Here is a 26,242-nt window from a genome sequence, read left to right on the forward strand (position 1 = left end):
GGTTGAGTGATAGGTACGAGACCATTTGAAAAATTACGTGGAGGTTTTAAGAATGAATGGAATTTTACCTCTTTGGAAAGAAAAAGGAATGACCTCACATGATTGTGTTTTTAAATTAAGAAAAATTCTTCACATGAAACGCATTGGTCATACAGGAACGCTCGACCCAAGTGTCGAAGGAGTATTGCCGATTTGCATTGGTGAAAGTACAAAAGTGGCGGAATATTTGACTGATTCAGGAAAAGAATACATTGCAGAAATTACTATTGGTTCCTCTACCACAACCGAGGATGCCGATGGTGAAGTGCTTGAAGAAAACGACGAAGTGTTTACTATTACACGGGAAGAATTGCAACGCCATTTAAACGCCCTGACAGGAGAAATTGAACAAATTCCACCCATGTATTCTGCTGTAAAAGTAAATGGGAAAAAACTATACGAATATGCTCGTAAAGGGTTGGAGGTAGAACGTCCTAAGCGTACTGTAACGATTCATGAATTCGAATTGCTGGACTCTCTCAATAGTTGGAGTGGAAAATCGATTACCTTTACTGCTAGGATTGCTTGTTCGAAAGGGACGTATATTCGTACTTTAGCTACGCAAGTTGGAGAACTTCTTGGCTATCCTGCTCATATGTCTCATTTAGAACGAACAAAGTCAGCTTCTTTTAAGAAAGATGATTGTTATACACTTCAAGAGGTGCAGGATATGATGGATCAACAAGTTTTGGATGAACATTTATTTCCTATCGATTATGCTTTACAAGATTTCCCGCATGTTGAAGTCCCAGAGAGTATGGAAAAGGCAATTCAAAATGGACAAGTGCTAGAAGCTCACACAATATTAGAAGATGAGCCAAAATTAGTGTGGACGAAAAACCTTCAACCATTTGCAGTTTACGTGAAACATCCAACAAAAGAAGGTAAAATGAAACCCGAGAAAATGTTTGTATACTTATCGGAAGAAGTGACTACGAAATGATTGTAGAATATTTAAGTTACCCAGGTCATTTGACATTAACAAAAATGGATCAACCCTTGTCTGTGGCAATTGGTTTTTTTGACGGGATCCATTTAGGACATCAACAAGTTATTGAGCAAGCTAAAAAAGTTGCGAAAGAAAAAGGCATACAGTCTGCCGTCATGACATTTGATCCGCATCCCTCCATCGTATTAGGTCATCGGAATGAACGGGTCTTTTACATAACACCTTTAGAACAAAAATTGGAGTTGTTAAAAAAGATGGATATTGATGTGGTCATCATTATTCGTTTTACTTCTGACTTTGCTTCTTTAAGTGCGAAAGATTTTATCGAACAAGTACTAGTAAATAACCGTATCTTATCCGTCACAGCTGGATTTGATTTTTCATTTGGAGCTTTTGGAAAAGGCACGATGGACACACTCCGAAGAGAATCGAATGACCGTTATGCAGTGCATGAGATTCAACGAATTGCTGATCCGAAAGAAAAAATTAGTTCAACGAGAATACGAGAAGAATTGACTACTGGAGACATGTTAGCTGCAAAACGGATGTTAGGCAGACCGTATCGATTCCCAGGGATTGTTGTGCACGGGGACAAACGAGGAAGAACGATTGGATTTCCAACGGCAAATATTGCTCCAAGTGAAGGCGTTTTTATTCCAAAAGTTGGTGTATACGCAGTGAAAATGCTTGTTCAAGACAGTTGGGTCAATGGGGTCTGTAATGTCGGATATAAACCAACCGTGCAAGATCCAGAAGGAAAAAAATTAACAGTTGAAGTGCATTTATTTAACTTTGATAAAACAATCTATGGAGAGCACGTGGAAGTTGCATGGTTTGACCGTATTCGGGATGAACAGAAATTTAATGGGCTTGATGAGTTGAAAATGCAAATAGAAAAAGACAAACAACAAGCGGAATTAATCTTAGAAAAGGCATTGCACTAACTTGTTTTCTGTTTGAGAATATGGTACGATTTCTAAGTGCATTAAGCACTCAACCATTGCTTGGCATATCGACTCACCACCGTATGCTTGGGAATTGGGGATATTATGAAAGTATTGGAGGTGGAACGGATGGCAATTACACAAGAACGTAAAAACGAATTAATCGCTGAGTACCGTACACACGAAAGTGATACAGGTTCTGCTGATATTCAAGTAGCTATCCTAACGGAAGAGATTAACAACTTGAATGAGCATTTACGTACTCACAAAAAAGATCACCACTCACGTCGCGGTCTTTTCAAAATGGTTGGTCGTCGTCGTAACTTGTTGAAATATCTTCGTGAAAACGAAGTTCAACGTTACCGTGAATTGATCAACAAACTTGGCTTACGTCGATAAGATTGTTTCGAAAAGCGGGAGGAATCCCGCTTTTTCTTTATGTTTCGGCTCTGCTAAACTGAGTAGTTGAATCCAGGTTATCTATTTCAGCAAAATTTACACGTTCAACTCTTCAGTTTAACGGAGCCAATATTGAAATTATTTTTCGCAACACGTATGCTTTTTTGATACACTACTAATGATACATACAACAGGACAAACAGTATTCGATGCACGAGAGGAGTTCATCAGATGAACGAAGAAAAAATTTACACGTATGAATGGGCAGGAAGAACACTTTCTGTCGAAGTAGGAAAATATGCAAAACAAGCAAACGGTGCAGTAATGGTTAAGTATGGTGATTCTACTGTTCTTTCCACAGCAACTGCTTCCAAAACACCAAAATCGCTTGATTTCTTTCCATTAACAGTAAACTATGAGGAACGTTTATATGCCGTTGGTAAAATTCCAGGAGGCTTTATTAAACGAGAAGGGCGTCCTTCTGAAAATGCAATTTTAACTAGTCGCTTAATCGACCGTCCAATACGTCCTTTATTTCCAGATGGGTTCCGTAATGAAGTCCAAGTGATTTCGATCGTAATGTCTGTTGATCAGGATAGCACACCTGAAATGGCTGCCATGTTTGGTTCATCCCTTGCATTGATGGTTTCTGATATTCCGTTTGGGGGACCAATTGCCGGTGTTCAAGTTGGATTAATTAACGATGAATTTATTATCAATCCTACACAAGAACAAATGGAACACAGCACGATTGACTTGGTTGTAGCAGGAACAAAAGACGCGATTAACATGGTAGAAGCTGGAGCGCTTGAAGTACCAGAAGAAACGATGCTTGAAGCGATAATGTTTGGTCACGAAGAAATTAAAAAATTGATTGCTTTCCAAGAACAAATTGCTGCAGAAGTTGGGAAAGAAAAATCAGTCATTAATTTATATGAACTAGACGAAGAATTGAGCGCAGACATTTCTGCTAAAATCGAGACTCGTTTACATGAAGCGATTCAGGTACAAGAAAAACATGCTCGTGAAGCAGCTATTTCAGAAGTGAAAAATGAAGTAATTGCGCAGTATGAAGAACAAGAGTCAGATGAAGCAACACTAAAACAAGTTCGTCAAATTTTAGATAAAATGGTAAAAGAAGAAGTACGTCGTCTAATTACGGACGAGAAAATTCGACCTGATGGACGGAAGTTAGATGAAATCAGACCACTATCTTCAACTACGGGCGTATTGCCGCGTACTCACGGTTCTGGTTTGTTCACACGAGGACAAACGCAAGCATTAAGTATCGCGACACTTGGTGCACTTGGGGACGTGCAAATTATAGACGGCCTTGGAGTAGAGGAATCGAAACGATTCATGCATCACTACAATTTCCCTCAATTTTCTGTAGGGGAAACTGGTCCAATACGTGGACCAGGTCGTCGTGAAATCGGACACGGTGCACTTGGAGAGCGTGCATTGTCAGCTGTGATCCCAGATGAGAAAGAGTTTCCGTATACGATTCGTTTAGTTTCCGAAGTGTTGGAATCAAACGGTTCTACTTCACAAGCAAGTATTTGTGCCTCAACATTAGCAATGATGGATGCTGGTGTACCGATTAAAGCACCAGTTGCAGGTATTGCAATGGGACTTATCAAACGCGGTGAGCAATATTCTGTTCTGTCTGATATTCAAGGGATGGAAGATCATCTAGGCGACATGGACTTTAAAGTAGCTGGAACTGCAAAAGGTGTTACAGCTCTTCAAATGGACATTAAAATTGATGGTTTATCGCGTGAAATTCTTGAAGAAGCACTTACACAAGCAAAAATCGGTCGTATGCATATTCTAGAAAGTATGCTTGCAACGATCGCTGAACCAAGAAAATCGCTGTCCAAGTATGCACCGAAAATTATTATGGTGAAAATTAATCCAGATAAGATTCGTGATGTCATCGGGCCGGGCGGAAAACAAATCAATAAAATTATTGAAGAAACTGGCGTGAAAATTGATACAGAGCAAGACGGTACAATTTACATCTCTTCTACAGATGAAGCGATGAATGCTCGTGCAAAAGAAATTATTGAAAATATTGTTCGAGAAGCACAAGTTGGCGAATATTATGATGGTAAAGTCAAACGAATTGAAAAATTCGGTGCTTTCGTTGAAATCTTCCCAGGTAAAGATGGCTTGCTTCATATCTCTGAAATCCAAGAAGAACGGACGAAAGCGGTAGAAGACGTCTTAAAACTCGGGGACGAGTTAAAAGTGAAGGTAATTGAAATTGACAACCAAGGACGCGTCAATTTATCGAGAAAAATCGTTATAAAAGAAGAAAAAGAAGCGGCAGAAGAAACGCAAGCAACTGAATAATAGTACTAATTAGATTGCCTAGGAGTACTTTCTAGGCAATCTTTTACTATGTATTCACTCACCATAGAAAATCGTATGTCAAGGACAAAAGAAAGTTGGATTATCATGATAGAAACAATACATTGCTCAAATGGAGTTCGAATTGTTGCGGAAAAAATGGAACATTTACGTTCGACCGCAATTGGGATTTGGGTAAAAGTAGGCTCTGTAAATGAAACACCGAATGAGAATGGCATGACGCATTTTATTGAACACATGCTTTTTAAAGGTACGAAATCACATTCTGCAAAACAACTTGCCCAGGAATTTGATCGAATTGGTGGGAACATGAACGCCTTTACATCCAAAGAGTACACTTGTTATTATGCAAAAGTGTTAGATCATCATGCCCCTAAAGCAATCGATTTATTGGCTGACATGTTCTTTCACTCTGTTTTTGACAAAGTAGAGTTGGATAAAGAGAGACAAGTAGTCGCAGAAGAGATATTAATGGTGGAAGACACACCAGATGATGATGTACACGAGCAATTATGGAAAATCATGTACCCCTCTCATTCGATTGGGAGGTCCATTCTTGGGAGTGAAGAGACCCTTCAAACATTTGATGAACAAGCAATCCGAGAATTTATGGACCAGCATTATGTACCGGAGAATATCGTGATATCGATTGCTGGAAGCATTCCCACTGGATTCATTTCCTATATTGAATCGTTATTTGGATCGTTCTCCCAAAAAGAAGACAAAGGAAGAAAAGAAATAAAGGAAACTACACCTCTATTCCATGCCGGAGAAAGCGTGAAAATTCGCGAGACAGAGCAGAGTCACTTATGTCTTGGTTACCCTGCATTAGATATCCATGATCAACGGTTAATGGATTTAGTGATTTTTTCTACTATTTTTGGAGGCAATATGTCCTCTAGATTATTCCAAGAGGTTAGGGAAGAAAAAGCACTTGCCTATTCGATTTATTCGTATCATTCTGCATATCAACAATCCGGAACATTTTCGATTTATGGAGGAACATCCACTAAACAACTTCCTCTTTTACAAACGACAATTCAAGAAACAATTGATCAAGTAGTACAAAACGGAGTATCAGAAGACGAAGTTGAAAGTACAAAAGAACAGTTAAAAGGAAATATTCTACTTGGTTCAGAAAGCTCCAGTTCTAGAATGAACCGAAACGGAAAAAACATTCTGATGTTTCATAAAACGAAGAGCTATAACGAGGTCGAAGAAGAAATTAATGCAGTAACAACAGAAAGTGTAAATGCATTACAACGGAGTATCCTAACTTCCAACTTTGCTACATCCATCATTACATCGAAATAATTTTACAGAAGCTCTATGTAGCTTCTTTTTTTTTGCGATGAAATTAGGTAGGGGTACAATCGATCGTTTTACGGGGAGAAGTGCCTTTGTGAATTAATGTAAAGAGTGAGGGGGCATCAATCATCAAATCATGAGAATCGATTGCTTGTACTGGAGAATCGATCGTCTCAATCAAATAAGCTTTCTTGAGCAATGTGTGTAACAACATTTTTCCAAACAATGCATACATTATGTTGAGTGGAGGGATCAACATGTTGTTATCAGAAATGGCTAATAAGGAATTGATTCAATTATCGGACGGAAGAAGAATGGGTTTTTTATCGAATACAGAATTACTTTTTCAACCTAAGACAGGTGAAATTATTGGATTTGAGTTGCCCGATAAAAAGAAAATGTGGAATGGATCGAAGGGGAATGCAAGTTCAAAAGAAATAGTGCTATGGAGTGATATTGTCTTAATCGGTGAAAATCGCATTTTATTCTCCAAAACGACGGACAGTAATAAAGTGAGTCAATTAGGATGAAGTGGTTTTTACTCGGTTCGGATGAAAGAATGGTCTATCTGCAACAATTTCTAAGTGCTCGTTTTTCTGTGCTTTATTATCCAGTAAATGGCTGGACGAATGAAGTGAATCGTAAAATTGAAGCGTTTCACCCGACACATATTATGCTACCAATTTCACCGATGGATATTTGTACGGATTCTTTTTCGCTTACAGGTGTCGAACAGTTGTGGATGGGAAGAGAGTCTCCTGAATTATCGCAAATTGCACAAGAGTACTCCATTCCTGTCGTTCGATATTTGGAAGAGGAGGAGTGGATTTGGTGTAATGCCAATGTGACGAGTGAAAGTTTTCTGAAGTATTTTTATGAGGAACAATCGGAACAAATCGAGGGGCAATCATTTGTGGTAACAGGTTTTGGCAGGGTAGCGAAGTGCTTAGCTAATCTGTTAGTTAAAATGCGAGCGAAAATTGTTATCTATGCTCGGTCGCCGTATCAAATAGCGGAAGCAAAAGCATTTGGGTATGAAACGATTTCGAGTTTAGAAAAAACGGATTTGGTGAATGCGTATTTAGTTAATACCATCCCTTCTAAATGGATTACTTCCGAAATTTCCAACAACTTACATGGGGTGAAAAAAATATTCGATTTGGCATCTGCTCCTGGATGTGTAGACTCGAATGTAAAGGTGAAGGATGAAGATTATGTCTTGTTAGCTGGGCTGCCAGGAAAAATGCTTCCTGTAAGTGCAGGAAAGATCTTATTTGACCAAATAATGCGATATCAATTAGCTGGAGGCGAAGTAGTACATGATGGGTAAACGAATTGGGTTTGGAATCACAGCTTCCCATTGTACGTATGAAGAAGTAGTTCCCAAAATTCAGGTTTTCCGGGATGCAGGAGCGGTGGTAGTTCCTATTGTGTCTCAATCTGTTGTCACTGCAGCAACAAGATTTGGTACAGGGGATGAGTGGATTGCGCGAATTGAAGAAGTAAGTGGAGAAAAAGTAATTCAAACGATTGCGGATGCAGAACCTTTAGGACCGAAAGCACCTTTAGATTGTATGGTTATTGCTCCTATGACTGGCACATCGTTAAGTAAATTCGTGCATGCAATAAATGATTCACCTGTATTGATGGCTGCAAAAGCAACATTACGAACAAACCGGCCAGTAGTAATCGGGATTTCATCGAATGACATTTTAGGTGCGAATGGTGTAAACGTGATGACAGCAATCAATATGAAAGATGTTTACATTGTCCCTTTTGGGCAGGATGATCCTCATCGAAAACCAAAATCGTGTATCTCTGATTTTAATTTATTGTATGATACAGTTGAATCTGCAATTGACGGAAAGCAACTCCAACCTATTTTGCTAGGGTATGCTGAATGAAATAATAATGCAATAGCTGTCGAAAACATGTTACAATACGGGCATTATTAGCTGTTTGGAGAGGAAGAATGGATAGATGGAAAAGAAGTATCGAGTCGCGATTGTTGGTGCTACAGGTGCAGTTGGCGAAAAAATGAAAGAACAATTGGAGAAGCGACAATTTCCGATCTCCTCGATTAAATTTTTGGCATCAAAACGCTCCGTTGGTAAAGAAATTTTCTTTCAACATCATGTACACTTTGTAGAAGAAGCGACCCCAGAAGCATTTGAAGGCATCGACATTGCCTTTTTTAGTGCTGGGGGGAGTGTATCAAAAGAATTAGCGAAAGAAGCGGCCAAACGTGGTGCAGTTGTAATTGATAACACTAGTGCATTTCGAATGGAGCCAACTATTCCATTAGTCGTTCCAGAGGTAAATAAAAAGGACCTACATAGCCATCAAGGCATCATTTCGAATCCAAATTGTTCCACTATACAATTAGTATGTGTCTTAGAACCAATTCGACAAGCACTAGGATTAACGAAAGTAATTATTTCCACGTATCAAGCGGTATCAGGTGCGGGCTCCATAGCCGTTCAAGAATTAGTTGCTCAAAATTCAAGCTATGGAAATAGACTTTCGACTAAAGCGGAAGTGTTACCAGTTAAAAGTGGATCAAAGCACTATCCAATAGCGTACAATGCCATTCCCCAAATCGATCAATTTGGAGAAGACGGATTTACGTTAGAGGAATGGAAAATGATGAATGAAACAAAAAAAATATTGCACGATCCGACTCTTGCCGTTTCAGCAACTTGTGTTAGATTACCAGTTGTTGCTGGACATTCGGAGTCTGTTTACATTGAAATTGAGAAAGAAAATTGTTCTGTTGAAGAAGTGAAGACAATTATTCAACAAGCACCTGGAGTTCAACTACTAGATAATCCTGCAGAGCAAGAATATCCAATGCCTCTTTTCTCAGAAGGGAAAGATGATGTATTTGTAGGTAGAATTCGCCGTGATCCAGCAAATCCTAAAGGATTTCACTTGTGGATAGTCGCGGATAATTTGTTAAAAGGTGCTGCACTTAATTCCATACAAATTGCAGAAGCCCTTATGGAAGAGGGCTTAGTTTAGGAGAGTTTAATGATGAATATAGGAAAAGTTTCGACCGCAATGATTACACCATTTTTACCCGATGGATCGATTCACTTTGAAATGATTGCAAAAATCATTGAACACTTAATTGCAAACGGTAGTGATTCAATCGTGGTTTGTGGAACGACGGGAGAATCGCCGACGCTTAGCCATAATGAAAAAATGGATATTATCCGTTTTACAGTAGAGACTGTGGATGGTCGTGTACCTGTTATAGCTGGAACGGGAAGTAATAACACCCAACAATCGATTGACATGACTCAAGAAGCGGAAGAAGCAGGTGTAGATGGAGCGATGCTAGTCACTCCTTACTATAACAAACCGGACCAAAGAGGCATGTACGAACATTTTAAAGCAATTGCATCGAACACAAATTTACCAGTGTTACTTTATAATATTCCAGGAAGATCGGTTGTCAATATGTCGCCTGAAACGATTCTTCATTTAAGTACGATTTCGAATATAGTAGCCGTAAAAGAAGCGAGCGGAAGTCTAGATCAAATGGGGCTTATTCTTCACGGAAAAGAGGAAGAATTTCAAGTATACAGTGGAGACGACGGGTTGACGCTTCCACTATTAGCGATTGGTGGAGAAGGAATTATTTCAGTAGCTTCTCATATTATAGGTGGAGATATGCAACGCATGATTCAAGCGTTTGAAAGTGGGGATAGAGAGCTAGCCAAGCGAATTCATTTGGCAATGCTTCCACTCGTGCATGCATTATTTGCGAAACCAAATCCCGTGACAATCAAATATGCATTATCAAAACTAGGTTTTGATGTAGAAGCGGTTCGTTTACCTTTAGTTGGACTCTCAAAAGATGAACAACTAGCATATGACCTTGTTTGGGATACGTATATGAAACAACGAGAAATGTTCGTTTTGTCTTAAAATTTTATTCGTTTTATGAAAAACCAGTGCATACTGGTTTTTTTTCATTTGTACAACAGCATACTGTCACTTATAATAAGAAATAGTGGATGTTGATCGGGTAAATTTTTAGGAGGAAATAAATTGACAAAGAAAAAAAATGAGTTAATCCGAGTAATTCCCCTTGGAGGCGTTGGGGAAATCGGAAAAGCCATGTATGTGGTTGAAATTGATGAAGAACTATTTATTGTAGATAGTGGCCTTATGTTTCCAGAAGATGAAATGTTAGGTATTGATATTGTGATTCCTGATATGACGTATTTAGAAGAGCAAAAAGATCGGATTAAAGGGATCTTTTTGACACACGGTCATGAAGATGCAATTGGCTCTATCGCTTATTTGTTAAATAAAGTGAAAGCACCGGTATATGGTTCTAAGTTAACCATTGCTCTAGCAAAGGAGCACTTAAAGGAAGGCCCAGTTGCCAACCAAGTGAAATTCCATGAAGTAACAAGCAGAAGCCGTATGAACTTTGATTCTACGCATGTAACATTTTTCCACACCACTCATAGTATCCCTGATTCTCTTGGAATTGTGTTCCATACGTCTGAAGGAGCAATTGTTCACACGGGCGAATTTAAATTTGATCAATCTGCAAAAGGAAGTTATAAACCAGATATTGCCAAAATGGCAAACTTAGGCGAACAAGGCGTGTTAATGTTACTGTCTGATTCAACCGAAGCAGAGCGACCTGGATATACAACCTCAGAAACGGTTATTGAAGAGCAACTAGCAGAGACATTTCATTCTGTAAAAGGACGGATTTTAGTCGCTGTCTATTCTTCCAACTTTATACGTATTCAACAAGTGTTAGATCAAGCGTTTGCTTGTAACAAGAAAGTTGCACTAGTAGGGAAGACGCTTGAAAATGTCTTCCAAGTAGGACACAAGCTTGGCTATTTACATGTTGAAGAAGACGCGCTAATTTCCATTCGAGATGTTAACAAATATGAAGACGATCAACTCGTTATTATCGTCTCTGGTAATCAAGGTGAACCATTAGAAGCGCTTGAAAAAATGGGCAGAAAACATCACCGCGACGTTAAAATGAAAGACACAGATACCGTACTCATCACATTTACACCTTCCCCTGGCATGGAAGTAGCGATGTATCAAACAATGAATCATCTTGCAAAAGCGGGTGCGAAAGTACTTACCTCCAGCAAAAAGGTGCATGTTTCAGGACATGGTAGTCAAGAAGATTTAAAAATGATGCTGAATTTAATGAAGCCGAAGTACTTTATTCCAATTCAAGGAGAGTACCGTATGTTGATGGCTCATTCAAAGTTGGCTCAAGAAACAGGCATGCTTAAATCACAAATTTTTATTGCAGATAAAGGCGATATTGTTGAATTTAAAAGTGGAAAAGTTCGAATGAGTGGTCGCGTAAATGCTGGCAATGTTCTTATCGATGGAATCGGCGTAGGAGACGTTGGGAATATCGTTTTACGAGATCGTAAATTGTTGTCTCAAGACGGAATTTTTATTGTTGTGGTTACACTTAATCGAGCGACGAAACAAATCGCTTCAGGACCAGAGATCCTCTCACGTGGATTTGTCTACGTAAGAGAGTCTGAGAAGTTAATGGATGAATCTACGGAGCTTGTTCGTAAAATAGTCGAGAAGTATGTGAATAAAGAATCGTTTGAATGGACAAACATTAAACAAGAAATCCGTGATACGTTAAATTCTTATTTATTCCAACAAACGAAACGACGTCCAATGATTATCCCAATTATCATGGAATATTAAGAACTCAAAAAGGGATTTCCTTGCCACCGGGCGGGAAATCCTTTTTTATCACAAGGAAGACCTCAGCAAAAAAGAGAATCATCGGGGGTGATGGTGAATGGCGAAGAAAAAGAAGTCTAAAAAAACGTCGAAAAGAAAAGATCAAAAGAAACTGCATCCATTAGTATTTGAAATTATAGGTTTAGCACTCATTGGTTTAGCTATTATTACTTTTTTTGAATATGGATGGGTAGGTGAAATACTAACGTCTATTAGTATGTTTCTATTTGGGAATTGGTATATCGCCGTACCATTAATGGTAATTACCTACGCATTATTGATGATGGTGAAGCGTAAACGTCCTGAATGGAAAAGTAGAGTACTGATAGGATTAATCTGTATTTTGTTCAGCTTTACCGTTTTTAGTCATCTCTATTTGTTTGAAGATTTAGTTGCAAGTCGTTCACTTCAGTCGAATTCGGTGTTAAAAGAGACATGGAATTTATTAATTGTTCAAGATGGGATTATAAACCGGACGAATTACTTAGGTGGAGGAATGATTGGTGCATTGCTTTTTGCATCCCTACACGTATTGTTTGCCTCTACGGGTGCGCTGATTGTTGCATGGTTGCTATTATTTACAGGAGCAATTTTATTAACCGGAAAAGCACTGGTACCTATTGTGGCGGAAGAAATCCCGAAGTGGAATGAGAAGTTCGCTGAGTGGATGAAACGAAAATCTTCGAAAACAAAACCAACGAAGAGACGAAGTAAACAACCTAAGATTCTAGAGACTGAGAAAAAACTTCCCACTGAAACGATCGAAGTAACGGAACAAGCAAGTACTTTAGTTGAAGATGCACCGATTATTTCCGCTTTTACCGAGAAAGTGTTAAAGAAAGAAGCGCCTGCAAAAATAGAGGAAACAGAAGAAATTCCCGAAGTGAATTTTCTTCAAGACAGTGTGGAAGAAACAGATCAACAATCGTATGTTTTACCATCTGCATCATTATTAAAAGAGCCTCCTCCCTCTGACCAGAGTGGAGAATATAGTGCGATTCAACAAAACGCTAAAAAGTTAGAAGCAACTTTTCAAAGCTTTGGCGTTAAAGCAAAAGTGACTCAAGTCCATTTAGGACCAGCAGTGACAAAATATGAAGTCCTTCCGGATACCGGAGTGAAGGTTAGCAAAATCGTTAGTTTAAGTGATGATCTAGCTCTGGCATTAGCTGCCAGAGACATCCGCATGGAAGCTCCTATACCCGGCAAATCAGCAATAGGGATTGAAGTTCCAAATAATGAAGTCGCGATCGTGAGTCTTCGAGAAGTATTGGAAGCGAAAGAAAACAATCGTCCGGATGCGAAGTTAATGATAGGTCTAGGAAGAGATATTACCGGACAAGCAGTCTTGTCAGAATTAAACAAAATGCCACACTTATTAGTAGCTGGATCAACTGGCTCGGGTAAAAGTGTGTGTATTAACGGAATTATTGTCAGTATATTAATGAGAGCAAAACCACACGAAGTAAAACTAATGATGATTGATCCTAAAATGGTAGAGCTAAATGTCTACAATGGAATTCCTCATTTGCTCGCACCTGTGGTAACAGATCCACGTAAAGCATCGCAAGCACTTAAAAAAGTTGTGAGTGAGATGGAACGACGTTACGATTTGTTTTCTCATACAGGTACCAGAAATTTAGAAGGGTACAATGAGCATGTGCGTCTATTTAATGAAGAAAATGAAGAAAAACATCCACAATTGCCATATATAGTAGTCATTGTCGATGAATTGGCAGATCTTATGATGGTTGCATCGAATGAAGTAGAAGATTCGATTACTCGACTTGCGCAAATGGCTCGTGCTGCAGGTATCCACTTAATTATTGCAACGCAACGACCAAGTGTCGATGTTATTACAGGTGTGATTAAGGCGAATATCCCTTCTCGAATTGCTTTTGCGGTGTCCTCTTCAATTGATTCCCGAACAATTTTAGATATGGGTGGAGCAGAAAAATTATTGGGCAGAGGAGATATGCTATTCCTGTCCGCAGGTGCTTCAAAACCCGTTCGAGTGCAAGGTGCGTTTCTCTCGGATCAAGAAGTAGAGAATGTAGTGGATTATACGATTTCGCAACAGAAAGCGAATTATCAGGAAGAAATGATCCCGGATGAAGTAGTCGATGCTCCTGTCCAAGAAGATTTAGATGAGTACTATGATGATGCTGTCCAATTAGTGACAGATATGCAAACCGCTTCGGTGTCCCTTATCCAACGAAGATTTCGTGTAGGTTATTCGAGAGCTGCTCGATTAATTGACCAAATGGAATTGAATGGTGTCGTCGGACCTTATGAAGGAAGTAAACCGCGACAAGTGCTCATAAGTAAATCATATGAAGACAATTAAGTTATACAATATATGGGTAATTTGAATGACACCTTTGTCAAAAACTCATAAAGTTTACCTACAAATATATGAAAAACTATTTCTTTCACGAAAAAGAAATGGTATAGTATGTCTGATTAGTAGGAATGTTTTACATCAGATGTCTGATCTCTGCTTTTGGTGGTGGTGCTATGACAATTAAATCAGATCATCGTCCTTTGTATCTTCAAGTGATCGATCGCATTAAAAGCGATATTGCAAAAGGCATTTTTAAGGAGAAAGATAAACTTCCTTCTGAATTTGAACTTGCCAAATCACTTGGAGTCAGTCGGGCGACACTTCGTGAAGCACTACGACTGTTGGAAGAGGAAAACGTCATTATTCGTCGTCATGGTGTAGGTACATTTGTGAATGCAAAGCCCCTATTTACTTCAGGGATTGAGCAATTGGCGAGTGTTTCTGCCATGATTCGACAAGGTGGAATGGAGCCAGGAACTATTTATTTGAGTTCTTCGGAAGCGCTTCCATCTGAAGAAGACCGTAACCGCTTTCAATGTGGGGAAGATGAATCCGTCATTGAAATTCAACGTGTAAGAACAGCTAATGGAGAACCTGTTGTCTACTGTATTGATAAAGTGCCGCAAAAACTTTTGCCAGCTGATTTTTTAAGTAGAAAAGAAGGCTCCATCTTTGCTGCAATCGAAGAATCTGGAGAAATTCATGTGTCGTATGCAGTAACCTTCATTGATCCAATTGGGTACCATGAAGTAGCTTCACCGATTTTAGAATGTGAACCAGAAACTTCTTTGCTAGTTCTGAAACAATTACATTATGATGACAACGATCAAGTTGTTTTGTATTCAAAGAACTATTTTAGGGCTGATAAATTCAGTTTCCATGTAGTACGTAAACGGGTGTAAAACAAGTATTCCTGCTAATAAGAAAACATTTCGGGGGGTTCTCAAATTGACAAAACGTAAGTTTGGATTGGCATTGTCGATGGTATTAGCTGCAAGCACTATTTTAGCTGCATGTGGTAGCGATGATAAAGACAATGATTCATCAAATGGTGGAGAAACTGAAGGAAAAGATTTCTCAGTTGCAATGGTAACAGATGTTGGTGGAGTAGATGACAAATCGTTCAACCAATCAGCTTGGGAAGGTTTACAAAAATTTGGTGAAGACCAAGGTCTTGAAAAAGGCGACGGTGGAATTGATTACTTACAATCAGCTTCTGACGCTGACTACAACACAAACTTAAATAACTTAGTACGTCGTAAATTCGATCTAGTATTTGGTATTGGTTTCTTAATGGAATCAGCTGTAAATGAAATTGCAGAACAACAACCAGATGCTCAACTTGCGATCATTGACTCTGTAGTTGATCAACCAAATGTTGCTTCTGTTCTATTCAAAGAACAAGAAGGTTCTTATTTAGCAGGTGTTGCTGCTGCTCTAATGACAAAATCGAAAAAAATCGGTTTCGTTGGAGGAATGGAAATTCCAGTAATCGAACGTTTTGAAGCTGGGTTCTTAGAAGGTGTTAAAGCCGTAGATCCAAGTATCGATGTAGACGTTCAGTACGCTGGAGATTTCGCAAAAGCAGAACTTGGTAAAACAATCGCTAACCGTATGTACTCTTCTGGCGTAGATATCATTTTCCACGCTGCTGGTGGTACTGGTAATGGTGTATTTGCTGAAGCAAAAGAAATTAAAACAAACAAACCGGATTCATATGTATGGGTAATCGGAGTTGACTCTGACCAATACGATGAAGGTGCTGTTGGTGATACAAACGTAACGCTTACTTCTATGTTAAAACGTGTTGATAACGCTGTAGTTAATATCTCAGAATTAGCAATGAACGGAGAATTCCCTGGTGGAGAAACAATCGTTTATGGTTTAGCTGAAGATGGTGTTGGCCTAGCAGATTCACGTGGAGCAATTCCTGAAGATGTACTTTCAAAAATTGATGAGTACAAAGAGAAAATTGCATCAGGTGAAATCACAGTTCCTGAAACTGTAGAGTAATCTACACAATGTAAAACAAGTAAAGACCGGTTTATCCGGTCTTTATCCTGTTTTCAAGCTAAAAATGTAAATTAATAGAAGAAAGGTTTTCGCTCGGAAATCTTTCCTGTATTAATTTATTTTTCATTTAACTGTCTCTAAGGGAGTGAAGACGTTGGAATATGTAATTGAAATGCTGAACATTCGAAAAGAATTCGGCACTTTTGTGGCGAATGACAATATTACGCTTCAGTTAAGAAAAGGTGAGATTCATGCCTTGCTTGGTGAAAATGGCGCAGGTAAATCAACACTCATGAACGTCCTTTTCGGTTTGTATCAGCCCGATGGGGGTTCCATTAAAGTTCGAGGAGAAGAAGTTGCGATCACTGATCCAAACGTCGCAAATCGTTTAGGAATTGGAATGGTACACCAACATTTTATGTTGGTAGAAAACTTCACTGTAACAGAAAATATCATTTTAGGTAGTGAACCAACTGTAGCGGGAATGACTTCGATGTCAAAAGCGTCTAAAAAAGTACGTGAACTATCTGAGCTTTATGGATTAGACGTCGACCCCAATGCAAAAATAGAAGATATTAGTGTTGGAATGCAACAACGAGTTGAAATTTTAAAAACGCTTTATCGCGGTGCTGAAATTCTTATTTTTGATGAGCCTACTGCTTCCTTGACTCCTCAAGAAATCACAGAATTAATTCAAATTATGAAACGTCTGATCGAAGAAGGAAAATCCATTATTATCATTACGCATAAGCTGAAAGAAATTATGGATGTATCGGATCGAGTAACGGTTATTCGTAAAGGGGAAGGAATTGGAACTGTTATTACTTCAGAAACAAACCCTAACGAATTAGCGGAGTTAATGGTTGGACGCCAAGTATTCTTTAAAACTGAAAAGATAGACGCTAATCCCACAGATGAGGTTTTACGAATTGAGAATTTAACGGTACAAGATTTCCGTGGAATTGAAAAAGTGAAAGAATTGAATCTTTCTGTTCGTAGAGGGGAAATTGTCGGGATTGCTGGGATTGATGGAAATGGTCAATCGGAGTTAATTGAAGCAATTACAGGCCTACGTAAGATTAAAAGCGGTATTGTGATGGTGAATGGGAAAGATGTCACTGGACATAAACCCCGTCAAATTACGGAAACTGGTGTTGGTCATATTCCACAAGATCGTCATAAACACGGTCTAGTGCTTGATTTCCCTATCGGACATAATATTGCACTTCAAACGTATTATACAAAGCCAATCTCTAAAAATGGCATCATGGATTACGGAATTATTCGAAAGAAAGCAGAAGAAATTATTGCGAAATTCGATGTTCGTACGCAAGGACCAGATGAGCCTGCACGTGCTTTATCCGGAGGAAATCAACAAAAGGCAATTATTGGTCGCGAAATTGATCGAGATCCAGACTTATTGATCGCTTCACTTCCTACCCGTGGTCTAGATGTTGGTGCGATTGAGTTCATCCATAAAGCATTAATCGAACAACGCGATAAAGGGAAAGCTGTTCTTCTCATTTCATTTGAATTAGATGAAGTAATGAACGTTTCCGATCGTATCGCCGTTATTTATGATGGGCAAATTGTCGATACATTAGATCCTCTTCAAACATCTGAGCAAGAGCTTGGATTGTTAATGGCTGGACAGAAAAAAAGTAGCACGGCAGTAAGTGAGAAAGTGGGGAACAACACCAATGTCTAAACGTTTTGTAAATATGCTTGTTCCTGTAATTTCCGTTATTTTAGGATTAATTGTTGGAGCAATTGTCATGTTAATCAGTGACTATGATCCAATTAAAGGATATATAGCATTATGGAACGGTATTTTTGGGGATTCCTATACAATTGGAGAAACGATTCGCCAAATAACACCGTATATTTTAGCTGGTTTAGCGGTTGCTTTTGCATTCCGTACAGGATTATTTAATATTGGGGTAGAAGGACAATTGATTGTCGGATGGTTTGCAGCTGCGTATGTTGGTGTTGCTGTAGATGGACTGCCGAAAATTATCCATTTACCATTAGCAATTTTGGCTGCTGCTGCAGCTGGTGCATTATGGGGATTAGTTCCTGGTTATTTAAAAGCTCGTTTTAAAGTACATGAAGTAATTGTCACTATTATGATGAACTATGTTGCATTACATACAACGAATGCACTCATTAAAACAATTTCAGATGGCGGAGATAACACTGGGAAAATAGCGGAAAGTGCTTCACTACGTTCTGCGTTCCTAGAAAATATGACCGATTACTCTCGATTACACCTTGGAATCTTTGTTGCTTTACTGATGGTTGCGGTTATGTGGTTTATTTTAGAAAAGACAACAAAAGGGTTTGAATTGAAGGCTGTTGGATTTAACCAACATGCTTCTGAGTACTCTGGAATGAATGTGAATCGTAACATCGTCCTTGCAATGGTTATCTCAGGTGCATTTGCTGGTATGGCTGGTGCAATGGAAGCTTTAGGAACTTTTGAATATGCATCTGTAAAAAGTGGATTCACTGGAGTCGGGTTTGACGGTATCGCGGTTGCGTTATTAGGTGCTAATACGCCAGTAGGTGTGATTTTTGGTGCGATTCTTTTTGGTTCTCTAAAATATGGAGCACTTAATATGCCAAATGAAGCTGGTATTCCACCAGAAATTGTATCCATTGTCATTGCGATTATTATTTTCTTCGTGGCTTCGGGATATGTTATTCGCCTGTTCTTAGAGCGAATGAGCAAGAATAAGGAGGCGAAATAATATGAGTTTTTTAGAAGTTCTATATTTTATCGTCCCTAATGCAATCTTTTACGCAGCACCTCTTATTTTTACCGCCATCGGTGGAGTTTTCTCTGAACGATCTGGCGTTGTAAACATTGGGTTAGAAGGTTTAATGGTAATTGGCGCATTCGTGGGAATCGTTTTCAACTTATTTTTTGTGGACGTATTTGGTAGTTCTACAGAATGGGTTGCATTACTTGCTGCGATGATCGTAGCCATGATTTTCTCATTACTCCATGCTGTTGCTGCGATTTCATTCCGTGCAGATCAAGTAGTTTCTGGGGTAGCAATTAACTTGTTAGCAGTAGCTGTAACTCTTTTCTTAGTAAAAATGATCTTTGGAAAAGGGCAAACTGATTTCATTCAAGAAAGATTTTTACGTACAGATATTCCTATTTTAGAAAACATTCCGGTTATAGGACCAATGTTTTTCCAACACGTATATTACACAAGTATTTTAGCATTCGCAGTTGCGATTTTAGCATGGGTAGTACTTTACTTTACACCATTTGGTTTACGTATTCGTGCAGTTGGTGAACATCCAATGGCAGCTGATACGATGGGAATTAATGTATCGAAAATGCGTTACATCGCTGTAATGATTTCAGGTGCATTAGCTGGTATCGGTGGTGCAATTTATGCACAATCAATTTCGCTTGATTTCGGTCATTCCACCATTAATGGACAAGGATTCATGGCTTTAGCAGCAATGATTTTCGGTAAATGGCATCCACTTGGTGCACTTGGAGCGGCATTATTCTTCGGTTTTGCTCAAGCTTTAAGTATTGTCGGTGGTTCGCTTCCAATTATAGAAGAAGTACCAAAAGTGTTCTTGCTAATTTTGCCGTATGTCTTAACAATCCTTGCACTTGCTGGATTTATCGGTAAAGCAACTTCACCAAAAGCTAATGGTATTCCTTACATTAAAGGCAACCGTTAATAAAAGAAGAAGTAAGTTTATAATGGCTGTAGGCAAGGTAGATATTCTACTTGCTTACAGTTTTTTTTATTTCACGTAAAAGTGAAGAGGAGATTTCTACTATTTGATATGTTGCTGAGGACAAAGATGTAACATCTTTTACCTAAAGATGAATGGAAATTTTGTTAATCTGATTGAGGTGAAATTCGCGAATGTAGAACGAGAGGATTTGCATTATCAGTTACACCATTCTTATGCTCTATTTCCTTTAAAGCAATGTAGAAGAGTTCTAATCACTTCGCCGTAAAAATTACCTGTATGTAGATCAACCTGTTTTAAATTAAGAAGACATGACAATAGCTTGTGTAAAATGAATCACTTACTAGATTTTTAGAAAGGAAATTTTTAAGAACAAATTCATCCGATTCCCACGTTTATATTCGAATAGTCCGCTTAGTCGTTTAGTTGCATTCATTATTTTCGCTAGGTATAGTGAAGAGGATATATTGACAAGATAAGAGTAGAAATAGGAGGGATTAAATGTTTCATTCAACCGAGTTAAAACCTGGTATTCATTTACATACAAACAACACGGATCAATTTAAAACATTATCCATTGCAGTTAAATTTCGACAAAAATTATCTGAAAAAGATGCGGCACTTCGGTCTGTGTTAGCAAACGTATTAAACGATAGTAATAAGGAGTACTGCACTAATACAGATTTCCGTTCCCATTTGGACGAATTATATGGCACAGGATTGTCTGTAGACGTTTCAAAAAGAGGCAATGAGCATACCGTTCAGCTCAGTGTAGAAACAGTCAATGATCGCTTTTTGGCAGAAGATAACATCATGTCTAAGCTGTGGAAGACAATCCATGCAGTGTTATTCCAGCCGAACTTTGAAAACAATTCGTTTAAGTCAGAAATTGTTGAACGAGAAAAAGCCACGATAGTTTCCAAAATCGAATCGATTTATGATGATAAAACTCGTTATGCACAATATCGACTTCTTCAAGAAATGCGTCCTAATCATCCAGCTTCTGTTCAAGCAATCGGAACGATCGAAGCTGTTCGTGCTATCACACCTAAAGATTTGGCTCAATCGTATCAATCCATGATTGAAAAAGATGCTGTAGACATATATGTGGTAGGTCAAATTAAGGAGGAAGAGATTTCTCAATATATAGAGCAGTATTTTCCACTAAAAGAACGATTTTATACAGTGCCTCCAACGTCACCTGAACAATCATTTAACGCTTCTTCGAAAGAAGTGGACGAAACTCAGTCGATGAAACAAGGAAAATTACACATTGGCTATTCCTCTCCAATAACGTTTTGGGACAAGGATTTTCCTACCATGCAGATTATGAATGGTATTTTTGGCGGTTACGCACATTCAAAATTATTTCTCCAAGTGCGAGAAAAAGAAAGTTTAGCTTATTACGTATCGAGTAATTACCAATCTCCTTATGGATTAATGTTTGTTCTTTCAGGGATTGATCCGGAGAATAAAGAAAAGGCAGAAAAACTGATTGATGTAGAATTGCTTAAAATGACAGCAGGAGAGTTTTCCGAACTAGAGTTAGAACAAACAGTTGCGATGTTAAAAAACCAATTAAAAGAAGCGTTAGATTCTTCAAGGGGTCAGATAGAAATATTTGATGCCTATAAAGACCTTCCAGGTGGTTTTTCTATCGAAGCACTTTTTGAAAAATGGAATCAAGTGACGAAAGAAAACATTCAGGAAGTAGCGAAAACATGGAATAAAGAAGTTACCTACTTCTTAAGTGGAAAGGAGTAAGAGCGATGAAACTACAATCTTTTGAACAAATAGATGAAAAATTATATACAGAAACGCTTGCAAATGGCTTACGTGTTTGCATTTTACCGAAAAAAGGATTCTCAAAAACGTATGTTACGTTTACTACACATTACGGTTCCATCGATCGCCATTTTGTTCCACTGGGAGAAGAAGATCCAATAGAAGTTCCAGATGGTATTGCTCATTTTCTGGAGCATAAAATGTTTGAAAAAGAAGATGGGGATGTATTTCAGAAGTTTAGTCAAAAAGGGGCTTCTGCGAATGCATATACTTCTTTCACACGAACAGCTTATTTATTTTCTTCGACAAATCATGTGTATGAAAATACAGAAACTCTATTAGATTTTGTCCAAACACCTTATTTCACAGAGAAATCTGTGGAAAAAGAAAAGGGGATTATCGGACAAGAAATTACGATGTACGATGATAATCCTGATTGGAGATTGTATTTCGGAACAATTGAAAATCTATATGAAAAACATCCTGTGAAAATAGATATTGCCGGAACAGTGGAATCTATTTCTCATATTACTGCAGAACACTTATATACTTGCTATAACACTTTTTATCATCCTTCCAATATGATTTTATTTGTTGTCGGGGCAGTAGACCCAGAGAAAATGATGTCTTTTATTCGTGAAAACCAAGATAGAAAAGAGTTTGCGCCAAAAGATTCCATAGCTCGTCTTTACCCAGAGGAATCGATAGAAGCGAGTGAATCTGCGCGAGAAATCTACATGGATGTGCAAAAACCGAAAGTGATGGTTGGTATAAAATCGAGTACGAATGATTTGCAAGGTCCAGAGATGATGAAAGAAGAACTCTCTATTCAATTATGGATGGAAATGGCGTTTGGTCGAGCATCGAAGTTTTATCAAAGTGCCTATGAAACATCTCTTATTGACGACTCGTTTTCGTTCGATTTTACGCTTGAAAAGGGATATGGATTTGCAATTATTGGATCCGATTCTCCTAAACCAGATGAATTAGTGAAGCTGATCAAACAAGAAATTTCTTCTTCGACAAATGAGTGGGCATATAAAGAGCAAGATTTTGAGCGAGTGAAGAAAAAGAAAATCGGTCAATTTCTCCGAGCACTTAATTCATTAGAATTTATTGCGAACCAATTTACCCACTATGCATTTAATGGTATGGAACTTTTTGATGTACTCCCACTTCTAGAAAAGTTGACGATCGAAGATGTTAAGCAATCTGTTGCGTCACTTGCAGGAGATGAAAAACAAACTGTTTTTAAAGTGCTTCCTTCAACTTCGCAACGCGATCAGAATGAATAAAGCGATTATTTTCGGTTCTTCTGGAGGAATAGGAGAAGCAATAGCAGATGAGCTGGCAAAATCAGGTTGGAATCTAATTTTGCATTATTTCGAGCATGAGCCTCCTGTTGAAAGATATCAGGAAACCTTTCCAACTCAATCTTTTGAAACGTTACAATTAAACTTTCATCAACCGCAACAAATAGAATCATGGTTGCAACAAGCACCTCCTGCAAATTGTTTAATTTTTGCGCATGGTAACTCGTTGGAAAAAATGGCTGACGAAACGTCTTTAGAAGAAATAAACGATTTGTTTCGTGTCCATGTCAGTACACCGATGATCATTAGTGGTCATTATCAACAAGTTCTGCGTAATATGCCCAACAGCTCTATCGTCTTTATAAGCTCTATATGGGGAAGTGTTGGAGCAGCATATGAAACGGCATACTCTGCAGTTAAAGGAGCTCAATTGAGCTTTACAAAAGCGTTAGCTAAAGAGTACGCAAGTCTTGGAATACGAGTTAATGCACTAACTCCAGGGTGGATTAACACAACCATGAATGCACATTACGCGAAAGAAGAGATTGCAGTCGCAAAACTAACCATTCCATTACAAAGAATTGGGTCTCCGGCTGAAGTGGCGAAACCTGTCCGATTTTTAGCTTCCACTTCTGCTTCGTATATCACTGGGCAAGTTATCCAAGTAGACGGCGGATGGTTTATGAAGTAAATCTGTCGAATTGGTACGAATATAGACATATACATGACGAAAAAAAAGGAAAAATGAGAGAATGGGGAAGGACAATCTTCCTTCTTTTCATTTTACCTTTTCTTAGTAGATAAAATCAGCTATCATAATAGGTAGAAATGTGTCATACTACGGGAGATTAGTAGAAAGGGTGATTGATTTGAAAGAATGGTATTTTGAATACGAAATTCAAATTAATCGACCTGGATTATTAGGAGATATTGCATCTTTACTCGGTATGCTCCGTGTCAACATAGTCACGATTAACGGTGTGGATCAAGGAAGAAGGGGAATGCTTCTTCGCGCAGAAAATGACGAGCAAATAGAGCGTTTTGAATTGATTGTTTCTACCATGGAAACAATTCAAGTAACAAAATTTAGAGAGCCTAAACTTCGTGATATTTTAGCAGTAAGGCATGGTCGATACATCCAGCGAGATGCAGATGATCGCAAAACGTTCCGCTTTGTTCGTGATGAACTAGGATTATTGGTGGACTTTATGGCTGAATTGTTTAAACAAGACGGCCATAAATTAGTCGGTCTGCGTGGAATGCCACGGGTAGGAAAAACAGAATCTGTTGTGGCTGCAAGTGTATGTGCGAATAAAAAATGGGTCTTTTTATCTTCCACAATGATTAAACAGACTGTCCGCAACCAACTTGCGGGGGACGAATTTAGCGATAATAATATTTTTATTCTAGATGGAATAGTGACAAGAAGATCTAGTGATGAACGTCATATGCAACTTGTCCGAGAGATGATGCGTCTTCCTTCTATCAAGGTAGTTGAGCATCCAGATATGTTTGTGCAACAGTCGGAGTACAATATCGAAGATTTCGATTATATTATTGAACTAAGACATGAACCAGATGAAGAGATTACATATGAAGTCATGGAAAGAAACCATGGTATTTCCGCTGAAGGATCGATCGAAGGATTTGGCGGGTTTAATTTTTGATAGGTAGGTGTTCTTGTTGACAGAATTAGGTGCTCGCTTAAAAGAAGCGAGAGTAGCAAAAGGATATAGCCTGGATGATCTTCAGGAAATGACAAAAATACAAAAAAGATATTTGGCAGGCATTGAAGAAGGTAACTACTCCACCATGCCAGGGCCATTTTATGTACGAGCATTTATTAAGCAATATGCAGACGCAGTCGGCTTAGACTCAGATGAACTGTTAGAAGTGTACAAACAAGATGTACCAAATACAACAAATGAATCGATTACTTCGAGTATGTCTTCCTCCCCTGTGAGAAGAAGACCCATTTCAAAATCTCGTTCTAAAATTGGTGAAATTATTCCTATGATTTTAGTTGCAGTTTTTGTGATTGCATTAATCGTTGTCGTTTGGTTTTTATATCAAAATATCGCATCAAAAGATGACCCGAAAGAAACAAATAATTCTAGCGATGTTATATTAGAGGAAAATCCTGTCGAGCAAACTCCCGATGATGCGGATGAACCAGAGCAAGAACCCGCAGATGAAACTCCCGTTGTCGAGGAAGAGCCAGTAGATGAGCCAGTCCAAACAATTGAAGTAGGTACGACTCAAGGTCAAGATACAAATTACGTTTTATCGAATACCGATGCTTTTGTCATTAAGGCGGTTGCTAAAGGTGATTCTTGGTTAAGCATAAAAGATCAGAACGGAAAAGAATTTATTGGTGCTGAAGGAAAAGGACTTAAAGCTGGTGAAACGTTTGAATTGGATGTTAGCACAGTTGAGTCCGCTCGAATTCGCGTCGGCTCAACACCAAATGTAGAAGTATTCATAAACGATGAAAAAGTTCCTTACAGCAACGATAATGTTACACAGAATCTACTCATACAATTTAACAAATCCGAATAGTCATCTCACCAAGATGGCTATTTTTTTGTTTCGAATAAATAGTCATTCGAAGGTTAGAGTGATAGTCGACATAGAGGATTTAGACATGTATGCTAATGTATAGAATGCGTAAGTTTTGTTTATTAAAGGAGAGAAAGAAATGAACATTCCGAATAGAATTACGGTATCTCGTGTTGTGATGATTCCCATATTTGTACTAATTATGATTTTAGATTTAAACTGGGGTGAAATTACCTTATTAGGTGCAACTATGCCTGTCGAACATTTCGTTGGTGCGATTATTTTCATCGTTGCTAGTATTACTGATTTTGTCGACGGATATTATGCCCGCAAGTATAACTTAGTGACGAATATGGGGAAGTTTTTAGATCCGTTAGCTGATAAGTTATTAGTTTCAGCTGCTTTAATTTTACTAGTAGACCTGGAATATGCACCTGCTTGGGTAGTCATTGCTATCATTAGTCGTGAGTTTGCGGTAACAGGATTACGATTGCTATTAGCTGATGAAGGTGAAGTAGTTGCTGCAAAACAATTAGGGAAAATTAAGATGTGGACACAAATTGTCGCGATTTCTGCATTACTTCTTCATAATATTTTCTTTGAAATGTTTTCGATTCCGTTTGCCACTTTTATGTTATATGTTTCGTTATTCTTCACGCTATGGTCAGGTTGGGACTACTTTTACGCAAATCGTCGAGTATTATTAGACTCGAAATAAGGAGCA

23 protein-coding genes are annotated in these 26,242 nt (G+C 38.4%); all 23 read left to right on the forward strand.

The genetic code is table 11. The features are described from left to right. Positions 1–52 precede the first annotated feature (52 nt). The 23 genes from truB (at position 53) to pgsA (ending at position 26,236) form a co-directional block, all read left to right on the forward strand. The gene (gene truB / locus D3873_RS05080; protein ID WP_119883023.1) at positions 53–982 is read left to right on the forward strand and encodes a tRNA pseudouridine(55) synthase TruB; all 930 of its coding nucleotides are present in this window, start codon (positions 53–55) and stop codon (positions 980–982) included. Next, entirely contained in the window at positions 979–1,932 is a 954-nt protein-coding gene (locus D3873_RS05085) for a bifunctional riboflavin kinase/FAD synthetase (RefSeq protein ID WP_119883024.1), read from the forward strand. The genes truB and D3873_RS05085 overlap by 4 nt, the downstream gene beginning before the upstream one ends. Positions 1,933–2,061: 129 nt before the next feature. Next, positions 2,062–2,331, forward strand: coding sequence for a 30S ribosomal protein S15 (gene rpsO / locus D3873_RS05090; protein WP_119883025.1), 270 nt, complete (start codon positions 2,062–2,064; stop codon positions 2,329–2,331). Positions 2,332–2,562: 231 nt separating this feature from the next. Beyond that, positions 2,563–4,686: a polyribonucleotide nucleotidyltransferase gene (gene pnp / locus D3873_RS05095; RefSeq protein WP_119883026.1), complete on the forward strand. Its 2,124-nt coding sequence runs from the start codon at positions 2,563–2,565 to the stop codon at positions 4,684–4,686. Positions 4,687–4,791: 105 nt separating this feature from the next. After that, positions 4,792–6,018: a M16 family metallopeptidase gene (locus D3873_RS05100; protein ID WP_119884481.1), complete on the forward strand. Its 1,227-nt coding sequence runs from the start codon at positions 4,792–4,794 to the stop codon at positions 6,016–6,018. A gap of 251 nt (positions 6,019–6,269) precedes the next feature. Next, a complete protein-coding gene (locus D3873_RS05105; RefSeq protein WP_119883027.1) occupies positions 6,270–6,542 on the forward strand; it encodes a YlmC/YmxH family sporulation protein in 273 nt (90 codons plus the stop codon). Next, positions 6,539–7,342 carry an NAD(P)-dependent oxidoreductase gene (locus tag D3873_RS05110; protein WP_119883028.1) on the forward strand — a complete coding sequence of 268 codons (804 nt, stop codon included), beginning with the start codon at positions 6,539–6,541 and terminating at the stop codon, positions 7,340–7,342. Before D3873_RS05105 ends, D3873_RS05110 begins: the two co-directional genes overlap by 4 nt. Continuing rightward, positions 7,332–7,916: a dipicolinate synthase subunit B gene (locus tag D3873_RS05115; RefSeq protein WP_119883029.1), complete on the forward strand. Its 585-nt coding sequence runs from the start codon at positions 7,332–7,334 to the stop codon at positions 7,914–7,916. Before D3873_RS05110 ends, D3873_RS05115 begins: the two co-directional genes overlap by 11 nt. 76 nt (positions 7,917–7,992) lie before the next feature. Next, positions 7,993–9,033 (forward strand): aspartate-semialdehyde dehydrogenase, encoded by a 1,041-nt coding sequence (locus D3873_RS05120; protein WP_119883030.1) that lies wholly within the window; start codon positions 7,993–7,995, stop codon positions 9,031–9,033. Positions 9,034–9,045: 12 nt separating this feature from the next. Beyond that, entirely contained in the window at positions 9,046–9,945 is a 900-nt protein-coding gene (dapA, locus tag D3873_RS05125) for a 4-hydroxy-tetrahydrodipicolinate synthase (protein WP_119883031.1), read from the forward strand. A gap of 123 nt (positions 9,946–10,068) precedes the next feature. Then, positions 10,069–11,736: a ribonuclease J gene (locus D3873_RS05130; RefSeq protein WP_119883032.1), complete on the forward strand. Its 1,668-nt coding sequence runs from the start codon at positions 10,069–10,071 to the stop codon at positions 11,734–11,736. Positions 11,737–11,833: 97 nt separating this feature from the next. Beyond that, positions 11,834–14,122, forward strand: coding sequence for an FtsK/SpoIIIE family DNA translocase (locus D3873_RS05135; protein WP_119883033.1), 2,289 nt, complete (start codon positions 11,834–11,836; stop codon positions 14,120–14,122). Positions 14,123–14,292: 170 nt separating this feature from the next. After that, a complete protein-coding gene (locus D3873_RS05140) occupies positions 14,293–15,021 on the forward strand; it encodes a GntR family transcriptional regulator (protein ID WP_119883034.1) in 729 nt (242 codons plus the stop codon). 46 nt (positions 15,022–15,067) lie between these two features. Then, positions 15,068–16,132 (forward strand): BMP family lipoprotein, encoded by a 1,065-nt coding sequence (locus tag D3873_RS05145; protein ID WP_119883035.1) that lies wholly within the window; start codon positions 15,068–15,070, stop codon positions 16,130–16,132. 154 nt (positions 16,133–16,286) lie between these two features. Beyond that, positions 16,287–17,840 carry an ABC transporter ATP-binding protein gene (locus D3873_RS05150; RefSeq protein ID WP_119883036.1) on the forward strand — a complete coding sequence of 518 codons (1,554 nt, stop codon included), beginning with the start codon at positions 16,287–16,289 and terminating at the stop codon, positions 17,838–17,840. Further along, entirely contained in the window at positions 17,833–18,882 is a 1,050-nt protein-coding gene (locus D3873_RS05155) for an ABC transporter permease (RefSeq protein WP_119883037.1), read from the forward strand. The genes D3873_RS05150 and D3873_RS05155 overlap by 8 nt, the downstream gene beginning before the upstream one ends. 1 nt (position 18,883) lies before the next feature. Next, positions 18,884–19,843 carry an ABC transporter permease gene (locus tag D3873_RS05160; protein ID WP_119883038.1) on the forward strand — a complete coding sequence of 320 codons (960 nt, stop codon included), beginning with the start codon at positions 18,884–18,886 and terminating at the stop codon, positions 19,841–19,843. A 519-nt stretch (positions 19,844–20,362) separates the two neighbouring features. Continuing rightward, positions 20,363–21,625 carry an EF-P 5-aminopentanol modification-associated protein YfmF gene (gene yfmF / locus D3873_RS05165; protein WP_119883039.1) on the forward strand — a complete coding sequence of 421 codons (1,263 nt, stop codon included), beginning with the start codon at positions 20,363–20,365 and terminating at the stop codon, positions 21,623–21,625. A 5-nt stretch (positions 21,626–21,630) separates the two neighbouring features. Continuing rightward, positions 21,631–22,941, forward strand: coding sequence for an EF-P 5-aminopentanol modification-associated protein YfmH (gene yfmH, locus D3873_RS05170; protein WP_119883040.1), 1,311 nt, complete (start codon positions 21,631–21,633; stop codon positions 22,939–22,941). Then, complete coding sequence (ymfI, locus tag D3873_RS05175) at positions 22,934–23,650, forward strand: elongation factor P 5-aminopentanone reductase (protein WP_162920139.1); 717 nt, start codon at positions 22,934–22,936, stop codon at positions 23,648–23,650. The genes yfmH and ymfI overlap by 8 nt, the downstream gene beginning before the upstream one ends. 178 nt (positions 23,651–23,828) lie before the next feature. After that, positions 23,829–24,626, forward strand: coding sequence for a DUF3388 domain-containing protein (locus D3873_RS05180; protein WP_119884482.1), 798 nt, complete (start codon positions 23,829–23,831; stop codon positions 24,624–24,626). Positions 24,627–24,633: 7 nt separating this feature from the next. Next, positions 24,634–25,518, forward strand: a complete 885-nt coding sequence (locus D3873_RS05185; RefSeq protein WP_238473827.1) for a helix-turn-helix domain-containing protein — start codon at positions 24,634–24,636, stop codon at positions 25,516–25,518. A 139-nt stretch (positions 25,519–25,657) separates the two neighbouring features. Further along, positions 25,658–26,236, forward strand: coding sequence for a CDP-diacylglycerol--glycerol-3-phosphate 3-phosphatidyltransferase (pgsA, locus tag D3873_RS05190; RefSeq protein ID WP_119883043.1), 579 nt, complete (start codon positions 25,658–25,660; stop codon positions 26,234–26,236). Positions 26,237–26,242 lie beyond the last annotated feature (6 nt).

Origin of the sequence: Paenisporosarcina cavernae, assembly GCF_003595195.1 — a bacterium.
GTDB lineage: Bacteria > Bacillota > Bacilli > Bacillales_A > Planococcaceae > Paenisporosarcina > Paenisporosarcina cavernae.